This window comes from Agrococcus jenensis (assembly GCF_003752465.1).
GTDB lineage: Bacteria > Actinomycetota > Actinomycetes > Actinomycetales > Microbacteriaceae > Agrococcus > Agrococcus jenensis.
Genome location: NZ_RKHJ01000001.1, coordinates 1,328,738 through 1,341,508 on the forward strand (window position 1 = coordinate 1,328,738; position 12,771 = coordinate 1,341,508).

At 73.5% G+C, this 12,771-nt stretch carries 12 protein-coding genes; 11 read left to right on the forward strand and 1 reads right to left on the reverse strand.

Annotated elements, in window-relative coordinates; genetic code table 11:
- Nucleotides 1-27: 27 nt before the first annotated feature.
- The 6 genes from EDD26_RS06605 to EDD26_RS06630 all read left to right on the forward strand — a co-directional run bounded on the left by EDD26_RS06605 (nt 28) and on the right by EDD26_RS06630 (nt 5,544).
- Nucleotides 28-762 carry a hypothetical protein gene (locus EDD26_RS06605; protein ID WP_123696979.1) on the forward strand — a complete coding sequence of 245 codons (735 nt, stop codon included), beginning with the start codon at nt 28-30 and terminating at the stop codon, nt 760-762.
- Nucleotides 763-829: 67 nt separating this feature from the next.
- The gene (ftsH, locus tag EDD26_RS06610) at nt 830-2,785 is read left to right on the forward strand and encodes an ATP-dependent zinc metalloprotease FtsH (protein WP_123696980.1); all 1,956 of its coding nucleotides are present in this window, start codon (nt 830-832) and stop codon (nt 2,783-2,785) included.
- Nucleotides 2,785-3,351, forward strand: coding sequence for a GTP cyclohydrolase I FolE (gene folE, locus EDD26_RS06615; RefSeq protein ID WP_123696981.1), 567 nt, complete (start codon nt 2,785-2,787; stop codon nt 3,349-3,351). Before ftsH ends, folE begins: the two co-directional genes overlap by 1 nt.
- Before the next feature lie 2 nt (nt 3,352-3,353).
- Nucleotides 3,354-4,577, forward strand: coding sequence for a dihydropteroate synthase (gene folP, locus EDD26_RS14640; RefSeq protein ID WP_170165470.1), 1,224 nt, complete (start codon nt 3,354-3,356; stop codon nt 4,575-4,577).
- A 23-nt stretch (nt 4,578-4,600) separates the two neighbouring features.
- Nucleotides 4,601-5,074, forward strand: a complete 474-nt coding sequence (gene folK / locus EDD26_RS06625; RefSeq protein WP_245989790.1) for a 2-amino-4-hydroxy-6-hydroxymethyldihydropteridine diphosphokinase — start codon at nt 4,601-4,603, stop codon at nt 5,072-5,074.
- Nucleotides 5,071-5,544, forward strand: a complete 474-nt coding sequence (locus tag EDD26_RS06630) for a DUF3180 family protein (RefSeq protein ID WP_123696983.1) — start codon at nt 5,071-5,073, stop codon at nt 5,542-5,544. The genes folK and EDD26_RS06630 overlap by 4 nt, the downstream gene beginning before the upstream one ends.
- 9 nt (nt 5,545-5,553) lie before the next feature.
- Here the strand turns inward: EDD26_RS06630 and EDD26_RS06635 are convergent, their stop codons facing one another.
- The gene (locus EDD26_RS06635; protein ID WP_148058710.1) at nt 5,554-6,549 is read right to left on the reverse strand and encodes an LCP family protein; all 996 of its coding nucleotides are present in this window, start codon (nt 6,547-6,549) and stop codon (nt 5,554-5,556) included.
- A 101-nt stretch (nt 6,550-6,650) separates the two neighbouring features.
- Here EDD26_RS06635 and EDD26_RS06640 point away from each other — a divergent pair, with 101 nt between their 5' ends.
- The 5 genes from EDD26_RS06640 to EDD26_RS06660 all read left to right on the forward strand — a co-directional run bounded on the left by EDD26_RS06640 (nt 6,651) and on the right by EDD26_RS06660 (nt 12,733).
- A complete protein-coding gene (locus tag EDD26_RS06640; RefSeq protein WP_123696985.1) occupies nt 6,651-7,145 on the forward strand; it encodes a PH domain-containing protein in 495 nt (164 codons plus the stop codon).
- Nucleotides 7,142-9,268, forward strand: coding sequence for a PH domain-containing protein (locus tag EDD26_RS06645; protein WP_123696986.1), 2,127 nt, complete (start codon nt 7,142-7,144; stop codon nt 9,266-9,268). The genes EDD26_RS06640 and EDD26_RS06645 overlap by 4 nt, the downstream gene beginning before the upstream one ends.
- Nucleotides 9,265-9,960 (forward strand): DUF2520 domain-containing protein, encoded by a 696-nt coding sequence (locus tag EDD26_RS06650; protein WP_245989791.1) that lies wholly within the window; start codon nt 9,265-9,267, stop codon nt 9,958-9,960. Before EDD26_RS06645 ends, EDD26_RS06650 begins: the two co-directional genes overlap by 4 nt.
- Nucleotides 9,961-10,056: 96 nt before the next feature.
- Nucleotides 10,057-10,920 carry a pantoate--beta-alanine ligase gene (gene panC, locus EDD26_RS06655; RefSeq protein WP_123696987.1) on the forward strand — a complete coding sequence of 288 codons (864 nt, stop codon included), beginning with the start codon at nt 10,057-10,059 and terminating at the stop codon, nt 10,918-10,920.
- A gap of 61 nt (nt 10,921-10,981) precedes the next feature.
- The gene (locus tag EDD26_RS06660; protein WP_245989793.1) at nt 10,982-12,733 is read left to right on the forward strand and encodes a lysine--tRNA ligase; all 1,752 of its coding nucleotides are present in this window, start codon (nt 10,982-10,984) and stop codon (nt 12,731-12,733) included.
- Nucleotides 12,734-12,771 lie beyond the last annotated feature (38 nt).

Genomic DNA, 12,771 nt, shown 5'->3' on the forward strand with positions numbered 1-12,771 from the left:
TCCCCCACGGTTTGGGATGATGGAGCCATGACGTCCCCCGCCCGGCTGCTCGCCCCGATCGCCCTCGCGATCGCTGCCTCGGTCCTCGTCGGCTGCTCCGGCACGCCGTCGCCCGACCCCCAGCCGACCATCCCTCCGGGCATCACGGCACCGCCGCCCACCGTGCCGGCCACGCCGACGCCGACCGTCACGTCGGCGCTGCCCGCCGAGATCGCGGGCGTCGACACGAGCGGCTGGCAGCAGGTCCCCGTGCCGAGCGGCGCCGCCACGTTCCGCATCCCCGCCGACTGGTCGGTCGCAGAGGCCGCGGGCGGGCTCGACATCGTGCGCGCCGACGGCGAGCGGCAGCTCGGCTACGCCGAGGGCGTCTCGGCCGGCGACGGCAGCTGCGTCGACGGCGACGGCACGCCCGTCGGCTGGCGCACCGCGGTGCTCGACCGCCAGGACGTGACCCTCACCGGCGCGGCCGGCATCGCCTTCGGCGCGGCCGCCCTGCAGCTGGGGGAGCAGTGGGTGGTGAGCGTCGGCCTCCGTCCGGCCGCCGACGCGCAGACACCCCGCTGCCCGATCGTGAACGTGATCGAGACGCCCGCCGGCCTCATCAGCTTCGGCTCGGAGGTCAACGTCACCGGCGCCGGGGTCGGCGCCCCGTGGGCGGTGGACTCCGTCGCGGCTGCGGAGGAGTACCTCGGCAGCGAGGAGTACGCGACGATCCGCGCGATCGTCATGTCGCTCGAGCTGCTCGAGCCGTCCGCGCCCTGAGCGAACAGGCGGCGAGCTCGCTCACCGCCGGGGATAGCCTGGTGCCCTCCCGACCCAGAAGGACGTCATGAGCTTCAAGAAGTTCCTGCGTGGGCCGATCCCGTGGATCGTCCTCGCACTCCTCATCGTCGGAGTCGCGTTCAGCTTCTTCATGACGCCCCAGTTCCGTCCGGTGCAGACGGACGTCGGCATGCAGATGATCCAGGACGGCCGCGTGCAGCAGGCGCGCATCGTCGACGGCGAGCAGCGCGTGGACCTCATCCTCACCGAGCCCGACGCCGAGCTCGGCGCGCAGGTGCAGTTCTACTACGTCGCGCCCCGCGGCCCCGCGGTCGTCGAGGCCATCGCGGCCGCCGACCCCGCCGAGGGCTACATCGACGAGGTGCCGCAGGGCAACTGGCTGCTCTCGCTGCTCGGCATCCTGCTCCCGGTGCTGCTGCTCGGCGCGCTCTTCTACTTCTTCATGACGCGCCTCTCCGGCGGCAACAAGGGCGTCATGCAGTTCGGCAAGTCGAAGGCCAAGCTGATCACGAAGGACATGCCGCAGGTCAAGTTCGCGGATGTCGCGGGCGCCGACGAGGCGGTCGAGGAGCTCGGCGAGATCAAGGAGTTCCTGCAGGACCCGACGAAGTTCCAGGCGGTCGGCGCCCGCATCCCGAAGGGCGTGCTGCTCTACGGCGCCCCGGGCACCGGCAAGACCCTGCTCGCCCGCGCTGTCGCGGGCGAGGCGGGCGTGCCCTTCTACTCGATCTCGGGCTCGGACTTCGTCGAGATGTTCGTCGGCGTCGGCGCGAGCCGCGTGCGCGACCTCTTCGAGCAGGCCAAGCAGAACGCCCCCGCGATCATCTTCGTCGACGAGATCGACGCCGTCGGCCGGCACCGCGGCGCGGGCCTCGGCGGCGGTCACGACGAGCGCGAGCAGACGCTCAACCAGCTGCTGGTCGAGATGGACGGCTTCGACGTGAAGACGAACGTCATCCTCATCGCGGCCACCAACCGCCCCGACATCCTCGACCCCGCGCTGCTGCGCCCGGGCCGCTTCGACCGGCAGATCGGCGTCGACGCCCCCGACATGAAGGGTCGCGAGACGATCCTGACGGTCCACGCGAAGGGCAAGCCCATCGCGCCCGGCGTCGACCTGAGCGTGCTCGCCCGCAAGACGCCCGGCTTCACCGGCGCCGACCTCGCCAACGTGCTGAACGAGGCCGCGCTGCTCACCGCCCGCAACAACGCGACGCAGATCACCGACGAGTCGCTCGACGAGGCCGTCGACCGCGTCATGGCGGGCCCGCAGCGCCGCACGCGCGTGATGAACGACAAGGAGCGGCTCATCACCGCCTACCACGAGGGCGGCCACGCGCTCGCGGCAGCGGCGATGCGGCACTCCGACCCCGTCACGAAGGTCACGATCCTCCCGCGCGGGCGCGCCCTCGGCTACACGATGGTGCTCCCGGTGAACGACCGCTACTCCGTCACGCGCAACGAGCTGCTCGATCAGCTCACGTACGCGATGGGCGGCCGCGTGGCCGAGGAGATCGTGTTCCACGACCCCACCACGGGCGCGAGCAACGACATCGAGAAGGCCACCGGCATCGCCCGCAAGATGGTCACCGAGTACGGCATGACGGCAGCGGTCGGTGCCGTGAAGCTGGGGTCGGCGCAGGGCGAGCAGTTCTTCGGCCGCGACATGGGCGGCAGCCGCGACTACTCGCCGACGCTCTCGGAGGCGGTCGACCGCGAGGTGCGGGCGATCATCGAGCAGGCGCACGACGAGGCGTGGCAGGTGCTCAACCGCAACCGCGACGTGCTCGACCGCCTCGCGGGCGAGCTGCTCGAGCGCGAGACGCTCGACCACCTGCGGCTCGCAGAGATCTTCGCGGACGTCGAGAAGCTGCCGGAGCGCCCGCAGTGGCTCTCGCACCCCGATCGACCGGTGAGCGACCGCCCGCCGATCGAGCTGCCCGTCTCGCAGCACGTCGACGAGGCCGTCGAGCCCGACACCGAGACCGTCGCCGAGGTCTGATGGCGGTCGACGGGGAGCGCATCGCCGCGGCGGTCCGCGAGCTGCTCGCGGCGATCGGCGACGACCCCGCGCGGGCCGGGCTCGCCGAGACGCCGCGGCGGGTCGCCGAGGCCTACGCGGACTACTTCGCGGGCGTCGGCGTCGACGCCTCCTCGCACCTCGACTCCGCCGACCTGGCGGGGGAGTCGGGTGAGCTCGTGCTGCTGCGCGACATCGAGTTCCGCTCGATGTGCGAGCACCACCTGCTGCCGTTCACGGGCGTCGCCCACGTGGCGTACCTGCCGAGCGACCGCATCGTCGGCCTCGGCCGCATCCCGCGCGTCGTCGAGACCATCGCGTCGCGGCCGCAGATCCAGGAGCGGCTCACCGACGAGATCGCCGATGCGCTCGTCGCCGGCCTCGAGCCGCGCGGCGTGCTCGTGGTCGTCGAGGCGGCACACGGATGCGTCGCCGCGCGCGGCGCGCGGCAGGCCAAGTCGTCGACCGTGACGATCGCGAGCCGCGGCACCCTCGCGGAGCCGATCGAGCGCGCCGAGATCATGGCGCTCATCGGGGAGCGGCGGTAGTGGTGGCGACGCAGCGCACCGAGGTCTGGGGCATCCTCAACGTCACCCCCGACTCGTTCAGCGACGGCGGCCGCTACATCGACGCGGGCGCGGCGATCGCCCACGCGCGGCGCATGCGGGCGCAGGGTGCCGGCGTCATCGACATCGGCGGGGAGTCGACCCGCCCCGGGGCCTCGCCCATCGATCCCGACGAGGAGCAGCGCCGCATCCTGCCGGTCGTGACGGAGCTCGCGCGAGAGGGCATCCGCGTCTCGGTCGACACCATCCACGCGGCGACCGCGCGCGCCGCGATGGCCGCCGGCGCCGAGATCATCAACGACGTGACGGCCGGCGAGCACGACCCCGACATGCTGCGCACGGTCGCGGAGGGCGGCGCGCGCATCGTGCTCATGCACTCCCGCGGCATCGACGTGACGCAGGACACGCACTACGACGACGTCGTGCGCGAGGTCGTCGAGCACCTCGAGCGACGGGTCGACGCCGCGGTCGACGCGGGCATCGCGCGCGAGCGCATCATCCTCGACCCGGGCTTCGGCTTCTCGAAGGCGGCGGCCGACAACTGGCGACTGCTCGCCGGGCTGCACCACCTCGTCGAGCTGGGGCTGCCCCTGCTCGTCGGCACGAGCCGCAAGCGGTTCCTCGGCGACCTCGTGCCCGAGGGCGCGCCCGCCTCGGAGCGCGATGCGGCGACCGCCGCGACCTCGCTGCTCGCCGCCCAGCGCGGCGCCGGCTCCGTGCGCGTCCACGACGTGGCCTCGACCGTCTCGGCGGTGCGGTCCCTCGATGCCGTCCGACGCGCCGACGGCCCTGACTGGGACGTCGTGCTCGACGACGTGGAGCGGCTGCACGGCACGATCGACCTCCGCGGCATCCGAGCGACCGGGCATCACGGCGTGCTGCCCGAGGAGCGCAGGGACGGGCAGGAGTTCGTCGTCGACGTGTCGCTCGGCCTCGACGTGCGCGAGGCCGTCGCGACCGACGACGTCGCGCGCACCGTGCACTACGGCGAGCTCGCGGAGCGGATCGTGGCGGCGATCGAGCGCGACCCGGTCGACCTCATCGAGACGCTCGCCGACCGCATCGCGCACGTCTGCCTCGAGGACCGCCGCGTCGGGCACGCGGTCGTGACGGTGCACAAGCCGAGCGCGCCGATCGCCGTGCCGTTCGGCGACGTCGCGGTGACGGTGCAGCGGGCGCGGCTGCGGCGCGGCGGGGGCATCCGTTGAGGCTCTCGCTCGAGCGGCGGGCCGTGCTGTCGCTCGGGGCCAACCTCGGCGACCGCGTGGCGACCATCGACCGCGCCGTGCGCGCGCTCGACGCGATCGACGGCATCCGGGTGCTGGACCGCTCGGGCGCGTGGGAGTCGCCGTCGTGGCACCCCGACGGCGAGGGGCTCTCGCCCGACTACGCCAACATCGTCGTGATCGTCGGCACGGCGCTCGAGCCGCTCGAGCTGCTCGACGCGGCGCGGGCGGTCGAGGATGCGCTCGGCCGCGTGCGCGAGGAGCGCTACGGCAGCCGCACGATCGACATCGACATCGTCGCGATCGGCGCGCTCGAGCTCGACACCGACGAGCTGACGCTGCCGCACCCGCGCGCGCACGAGCGGCAGTTCGTGCTGCAGCCGTGGCTCGAGGTCGAGCCGGCCGCGACCCTGCCCGGCCACGGTCCGATCGCGGAGCTCGCCGAGTACGCCGACGGCGACGTCTGGCGGCTCGCGTGAGGCGCACCTCCGCGACCGCGCTCATCCTGACCGCGGTCGTGGCGGCGGCCCTCGCGTGGATGGTCGAGGCGATGCTCGTCATGAGCGGCCGCCCGGCGGTGGTGCCGACCGTGACGCTCGGCATCGCGCTCGCGCTGCTCGGCGGCGTGCTGCTGCTGCTCGCCTGGCCGGTGCGGCAGGCCGCGCGCGGCAAGCGCCGCGTCGACTACCGGCACGCGACGAGCGTGCTGGGCTTCGCGAAGGCCAACGCCGTCGTGGGCGCGCTGCTCACGGGCGCCGCGCTCGGTGCGCTCGCCTTCTTCGCGACCCGCGCGGTGGTCGCGGGCGACGCGGTGCTCGCGGTGACCGTGATCGCCGTCGGCGCTGCGATCGAGCTCGCCGCCGGCCTGCTCGCCGAGCACTGGTGCGTGCTGCCGCCCGACGACGAGGACGACGCCGTCGTCACGGGCTCCGCGCCGGAGCCGGCCTAGTCGAGGCGGCTAGCGCTCCGCGGCGGGCTCGAACGTCGACATCGAGTCCTGGTCGAAGGCCTCGCGGATCTCCTCGAGGCCCTCCCAGTTGACGTAGACGACCGACTGGTCGCCCTCCATGCCGGTGCCGAGGGTGGGCATCGTGAAGCTCTGGATGCGCGTCGAGTCGAGCTGCGCGAGCTGCGGCCCGAGGCCGAGCGCGTCGGGGAGCGAGAAGGTGTCGGACGTGGCGAGGTGCGGCGTGACCGTGGCGAGTAGGTTCGCCATGCGCTCGGGATTGGTGAGGTTCTCGCGCGTCATCATCTGCTCGATCGCGCCGCGGAGCAGCGCGCGCTGGTTGTGCGAGCGCTGGTAGTCGCCGTCGGCGAAGGGATAGCGGGCGCGGACGTACGCGAGCGCCTCGTCGCCGGAGACGGTGATCTCGCCCGCCGGGAAGTCGTAGCCGCGGTCGCTGAAGGCGATGTCGTTCTGCAGCGTCACGCCGCCGAGCGCCTCCGTCAGGCCCTTGAAGCCCTCGAAGTCGATGACGGCGATGTGATCGATGCGCTGGTCGATGATGCCCTCGACGGTCTGCACCATGAGCGGCACACCGCCGAGCGCGAGCGCCGCGTTCACCTTCTGCGTGCCGTGGCCCGGGATGTCGACCCACGAGTCGCGCATGATCGACATGATCTGCACCGTCTCGCGGTCCGGCGGGATGTGGGCGACCATGATGGTGTCGGCCCGGTCGCCGAGGCTCGTCAGCAGCGAGCCGTCTGAGGCGCGCGCGTCGCTGCCGAGCAGCAGGACGTTGATGGGGGAGCCGGACTCGGTCGCCTGCTGGGTCGGACGCAGCGACTCCTCGGGGAACGCGGTCTCGATCGTCTCCACCTGCTGCACCGAGGGATTGATGCGCAGGAAGTACCAGCCGATGCCCGCGAGCAGCGCCAGGACGATGACGCCGACGATCGACACGGCGATCCATCGGCCTGCGTGCCGTCGTCGCGGCTGGGTCTCCGAAGTCACGAGGGCAGTATCGCAGACGGCCTGTTCAGCGCCCTCGGGCTAGCCTGGAGGCCGGCCGCCGAGGGCCGCCGGCGGTCGCCGGAGAGCAGTGGAGGAACCCCGTGGCAGAACGCCTCGACGTCACCGGCGCCTGGCAGCGCATCAGCATGCGCTACGCGGTGGTCGAGTCGATCGGCTCCGTGATCGGCTGGGTCATCGTCGGCGTGGGCGTCACCGTCCCGCTCTGGCTCCTGCACGACGGCGACATGCCGCTGTGGGCATGGCTGCCCCTCATCGGCGCAGCGGTCCTCGCGGTCGTCGGCGTCGTCTGGTCGTTCCTCCGCACCCGCACGATCGGCTACCTGCAGCGCGACGACGACCTGCTCGTGCGCCGAGGCATGCTGTTCCGCCGCTTCGTGGCCGTCCCCTACGGCCGCATGCAGATCGTCGACATCACGCAGGGCCCGATCGAGCGGATGTTCGGCCTCAAGTCGCTCAAGTTCGTCACGGCGGCCGCGTCGAGCGCCATCACGATCCCCGGCATGCCGGGCTCGACGGCGGAGGAGCTGCGCGACCACCTCGTCGCTGTCTCCGAGTCCCGACGGGCCGGTCTGTGACCGACGCGCCCCGCCCGCCGCAGGCGCCGGGGGAGCGGCCGCCGGCGCAGCAGTGGCCGGCGCAGCAGCAGCCGATGCAGCAGTGGCCGCAGCAGCAGCCCTGGCCGCCGCAGTCGCCGGGAGCGCCGGAGCCGCAGCCGCAGCCGCCCGCCGGCACCGGCGACGCACGCGCGAAGGCGATCGAGCTCGTCGACGGCGAGTGGCACCGGCTGCACCCGGCGACCCCGCTGCTGCGCGGCGGCCTCGCGCTCATCATCGTCCTCGGCATTATCGTCTCGACGTTCCGCGACCGCCTCATCGGCATCGTCGTGCCCGAGGAGTGGAACGAGTTCGAGCAGGACCCGTTCGGCGACTTCATCATCGACCAGCTCCTGTGGGTCGCGCTCGGCACCGTCGGTCTCGTGCTGCTCGGCATCCTCGTCTTCTGGCTGAGCTGGCGCGTGCACCGCTTCCGCATCACCGGCGATGCGGTCGAGGTCCAGCAGGGCATCCTCGTCAAGCGGCACCGCCGCGCGCCGCTCGCGCGCATCCAGGCGATCAACATCCAGAAGCCTTGGTTCGCGCGGCTGCTCGGCGCGTGCAAGTTCGAGGTGCAGCAGGCGGGCAACGACGCCAACGTCGACCTCAACTACCTGAGCTCGTCGGTCGCGGATGCCCTGCGCTACGAGGTCATGGACCGCGCCTCCGGGAGGTCCGCCGCCGACGCCCAGCGCATGGCGACCGAGCGCGCCGGCGCCGCGGGCGGCGTCGTGCACGAGTTCCTGCGACCCGACGCCGAGATCGCGCACCTCGCGCCCCACTCGCTCGTGCGCATCCCGCTGGGCCGCATCGTCGCCTCGTCGCTGCTCGACGGCTGGATCGTGTGGGCCGTCGCCTACGCGATCGGCACGCTCGTGCTCATCATCGGCTTCCAGCAGTTCTGGGCCGTGTTCGCGCTGCTGCCCGGCGCGATCGCCTTCTTCGCCGCCGGCGTGCGCTCGCTCGGCTCGAAGCTGCGCTACTCGATCGCGGCGACGCCCGACGGCATCCGGCTCGCCTACGGCCTCGCCTCGACGACGACCGAGATCCTGCCGCCCGGGCGCATCTTCGCGCTGCAGGTGAAGCAGCCGCTGCTCTGGCGGCCGTTCGGGTGGTGGCAGGTGACGTTCACGCGCGCCGGCAAGTCGAAGCCCGACGGCTCCGGTCAGGGCGGGCAGAGCAGCCAGATGGCGAGCTACCTGCTGCCGGTCGGCGACCTGCGCGACGTGCGCACGGTCGTCGGGCTCGTGCTGCCCGAGCTCGCGCACTCGCCGCTCGTCGACGCGGGGCTCTTCGGGCAGGCGCCCGACGCCTTCGTGGTGAGCCCGCCGCGCGCTCGCGCGTTCCGCTGGTTCTCGGTGCGCCGCAACGGCTTCCACGTGCACGACGCCGCGTTCCTGCTGCGGACCGGCCGCATCTGGCGCTCGCTGCACCTCGTGCCGCAGGCCCGCGTGCAGTCGGTCGCGCTGCAGCAGGGGCCGATCTACGGCCTCGCGCGGCTCGGCCGCGTGCAGTTCCACGTGCCCGACACCGTGCTCTCGCCCGGCATCGGCGCGATCGACCAGGGCGACGCCCGCATCCTCTTCGACCACGCGATGCGCACGGTCAAGGTCGCGATCGATCGGGATGCGTCGGAGTCGTGGGCCGCGTCGCTCTCGCGCAACGCGGTGCTCGAGACGGCGCCCGCGGTGCAGGACGGGCTGATGTCGCCGCCGAGCCCGCCGGTCGCGGCGCCGTGGCAGCAGGCCCAGCAGCATCCGTGGCCTTCGCCGCAGCAGCAGCAGCAGCCGTGGCAGCAGCCGCAGCAGCAGCCCGCGTGGCCGCAGCCCGAGCAGCCCCAGCAGCAGCCGCAGCCGCAGCACCCGCAGCGCCCGCCGCAGCAGTGGGCACCGCCGGGACCGCCTGCCGCGGCCGGTCAGCAGTGGCCGCAGCAGCGCCCGCCGGGCCAGCACGCGGCACCGCCGCAGCCGTGGCCCGCGCAGCCGCAGTCGTCGCAGCTGCCGCAGCCCCCGCAGCCGCAGCCGGCGCCCCCGGCGTCGGCGCCGCAGCCCCCGCCTCAGCAGCAGCCCGACCAGCGCTGGCAGCGGCCGCGGGACGAGTCGTGAAGCCCGGCAGGCTCGGCGTCGGCATCATCGGCGCCGGCCGCGTCGGCCCCGTGCTGGGCGCGGCCCTCGCGGGTGCAGGCCACGCGATCGTCGGCATCGACGCCACGGGCGAGGACGCGATCGAGCGCGCCGAGGCCGTGCTGCCCGGCGTCGAGCTGCTCGACGCCCCGACGATCGTCGAGCGGGCCGAGCTCGTGCTGCTCGCCGTGCCCACCGCCGAGCTGCCGGGCCTCGTCGCCGGGCTCGCGGCGACCGGCGCCTGGCAGCCGGGGCAGCTCGTCGTCCACACGGCCGCCGAGCACGGCGTCGCGGTGCTGCAGCCCGCGGTCGCCCGCGGGGCGATCCCCATCGCGCTGCACCCGGCGATGACGTTCACGGGCACGTCGCTCGACCTCTCGCGGCTGCTCGACGCCACCGTCGCCGTGACCGCGCCCGGCCCGGTGCTGCCGATCGGGCAGGCGCTCGCGGTCGAGATGGGCGCCGAGCCGATCGTCGTCGACGAGGCCGACCGGCCCGCCTACGCCGAGGCCGTCGGGGTGGCGGCCGGCTTCGCCGACGGCCTCGTCGCGCAGGCGATGCGGCAGCTGCATGAGATCGGCGTCGAGCGGCCCGCCCGCGTGCTCGGCGGCGTCGTCCGCTCCGCCGTCGAGTCGGCCCTCGCCCGCTACCCCGACCCGCCCCTCCAGCCCTGATCTCAACGGAGCGGCTGGCAGCACGAGGGGATAGTGCCCTCCCGCCGCCGATCGCTCCGTTGAGACAAAACCGGGGATGGGCGCACCTAGGCTTGCGTGGTGCCCGACGCCATCCAGACCCTGACGACCATCGACGCCGCTCGCGCGCTCGTCCGCGCAGCCCGCGCCGAGGGCAGGCGCATCGCGCTCGTGCCGACGATGGGCGCGCTCCACGACGGGCATGTCGAGCTCATGCGCGAGGCCCGCGAGCACGCCGACCTCGTCATCGCGTCGGTGTTCGTCAACCCGATGCAGTTCGGGCCCCACGAGGACCTCGCCCGCTACCCCCGCACGCCGGAGGCCGACACCGATCGGCTCGCGGAGCTCGGCGTCACCGCCGTCTTCATGCCGACCGTCGAGGAGATGTATCCGGACGGCGGCCGCTCGTCCACCGTCGTCACCGCCGGCCACCTCGGCACGGTGCTCGAGGGCCGCAGCCGCCCCGGGCACTTCGACGGCATGCTCACGGTGGTCGCGAAGCTGCTCGCCATCGTGCAGCCGGACGTCGCCGTCTTCGGCGAGAAGGACGCGCAGCAGCTCTTCCTCGTCCGGCGCATGGTGCGCGACCTCAACGTGCCGGTCGAGGTGCTCGGCGTGCCGACGGTGCGCGAGCCCGACGGCCTCGCGCTCTCGAGCCGCAACCGCTTCCTGCAGGCGGGGGAGCGGGCGGATGCGCTCGCGCTGTCCCGCGCGCTCGAGGCGGCCGGCGCGGCATCCGACCGCGGCGTCGAGGCGATGCTCGCCGCCGCCCAGGGCGTGATGCAGGACGACTCCGGCGTGCGCCTCGACTACCTCGCCGTGGTCGACCCGCGCACGTTCACAGGGGCATCCGAGCACCACCGCGGCCCCGTGCAGGTGCTCGTCGCCGCCCGCGTCGGCACCGTCCGCCTGATCGACAACGCCACGTTCACGATCGGCTGACCGCGCGGGCACGATCGGCCGACCGCGGCGGCGCCGCCCCGGCTCGGTAGGATCGATGGTCGTGACCGAGTCCCAGCAGCCATCGCCCGAGCCCGCCATCGAGCACGAGCGCGCCGACTGGGTCTCCCGCCTCGCCGACGAGGTCATCGCCGAGGCCGCGCGCCGCGGCACCCGGCCGGTCGCGGCATCCGGCATCTCGCCGTCCGGACCGATCCACCTCGGCAACTTCCGCGAGGTCATGAGCCCGCACCTCGTCGCCGACGAGCTGCTGCGCCGCGGCGTCGACGCGGAGCACCTCATCTCGTGGGACGACTACGACCGCTTCCGCAAGGTGCCGGCAGGCATCGAGGGCGTCGACGCGTCGTGGGCCGAGCACATCGGCAAGCCGCTCACCAGCGTGCCCGCCCCTCCCGGCAGCACCGCGGACTCGTGGGCCGCCCACTTCCGCGCGCAGGCCGAGGCGTCGTTCGCCGAGGCGGGCGTGCGCTACCGCGGCATCAGCCAGACGGAGCAGTACGCAGCGGGCGCCTACACCGAGCAGATCCTGCACGCGATGCGCCACCGCCGCGAGATCGACGAGATCCTCGAGCAGTACCGCACGCTCCCAGCCGCGAAGGACGAGGACGAGGCGCTGCAGGCCGCGCTCGACGCCGGCTCCGGCGCCGCGGCCGAGGACGACGGCTCCGCGGGCGCCGAGTACTACCCGTACAAGCCCTACTGCACCGCGTGCGGCACCGACCTCACGACGATCGAGGCGTACGACGACGACTCGACCGAGATGACGTACGCGTGCCAGTGCGGGCACCGCGAGACGGTGCTGCTGCGCGAGTTCCGCTCCGGCAAGCTCGTCTGGAAGGTCGACTGGCCGATGCGCTGGGCCTACGAGCGCGTCGTCTTCGAGCCCTCGGGCGTCGACCACCAGTCGCCCGGCTCGTCGTTCCAGGTCGGCCTCGAGCTCGCGCCGGTCTTCGGCTGGGAGCGGCCGCTCGGCCCGATGTACGCGTTCGTCGGCTTCGGCGGCGTCGCGAAGATGTCGTCGTCGCGCGGCGGCGCCCCGGTGCCGGCGGATGCGCTCGCCGTCATGGAGGCGCCGGTGCTGCGCTGGCTCTACGCCCGGCGCCGCATGAACCAGTCGTTCGACGTCGCGTTCGGCTCCGACCTGCAGCGCACCTACGACGAGTGGGATGCGCTGCTGCGCAAGGCGGCGGCCGGCACGGCGCAGCCCGCCGAGCTCGCGGCGCTCGAGCGCGCGACCGCGACGGCGCACGAGCGCCTGCCCGAGACGCCGCGCCGCGTCGCCTACCGGACGCTCGCATCCGTCGTCGACATCACGTTCGGCGACGAGGCGCAGATCCTGCGCATCCTGCGCGGGCTCGACGAGGCCGACCCGATCGACGACCTGGAGCCCCTGCGGCCCCGGCTCGACCGGGTCGAGGCGTGGGTCGCGACGCACATGCCCGCCGACGAGCACACGACCGTGCGGGAGTCGCCCGACCGCGAGGCGCTCGACGCGCTCACCGAGGTCGAGCGCGAGGCGCTGGCCCTGCTGCTCGACGGCGGACAGGGCCTGCCGGCCATCGAGGACAGCTGGACGCTCGACGGCCTCACCCACCAGACCTACGGCGTCGCGAAGGTGCAGCGCGGGCTCGAGCCCGACGCGATCGTCAAGGGCGACAAGGCGCTCTCAGCGGCCCAGCGCGCGTTCTTCGCGCTGCTCTACCGCCTGCTCGTCGGCCGCGAGACCGGGCCGCGCATCCCGACCCTGCTGCTGGCGATCGGCTCCGAGCGCGTCCGCGCGCTCCTCACCGCCTGACCTCCGATCGAACTTCCCTCAACCGCGGGGTTCGGCGC

Excerpts from the sequence above, each read along its gene's own strand:
- folE (WP_123696981.1), top strand. The coding sequence starts at position 2,785 with ATGGCGGTCGACGGGGAGCGCATCGCCGCGGCGGTCCGCGAGCTGCTC.
- EDD26_RS06605 (WP_123696979.1), top strand. The coding sequence starts at position 28 with ATGACGTCCCCCGCCCGGCTGCTCGCCCCGATCGCCCTCGCGATCGCT.
- ftsH (WP_123696980.1), top strand. The coding sequence starts at position 830 with ATGAGCTTCAAGAAGTTCCTGCGTGGGCCGATCCCGTGGATCGTCCTC.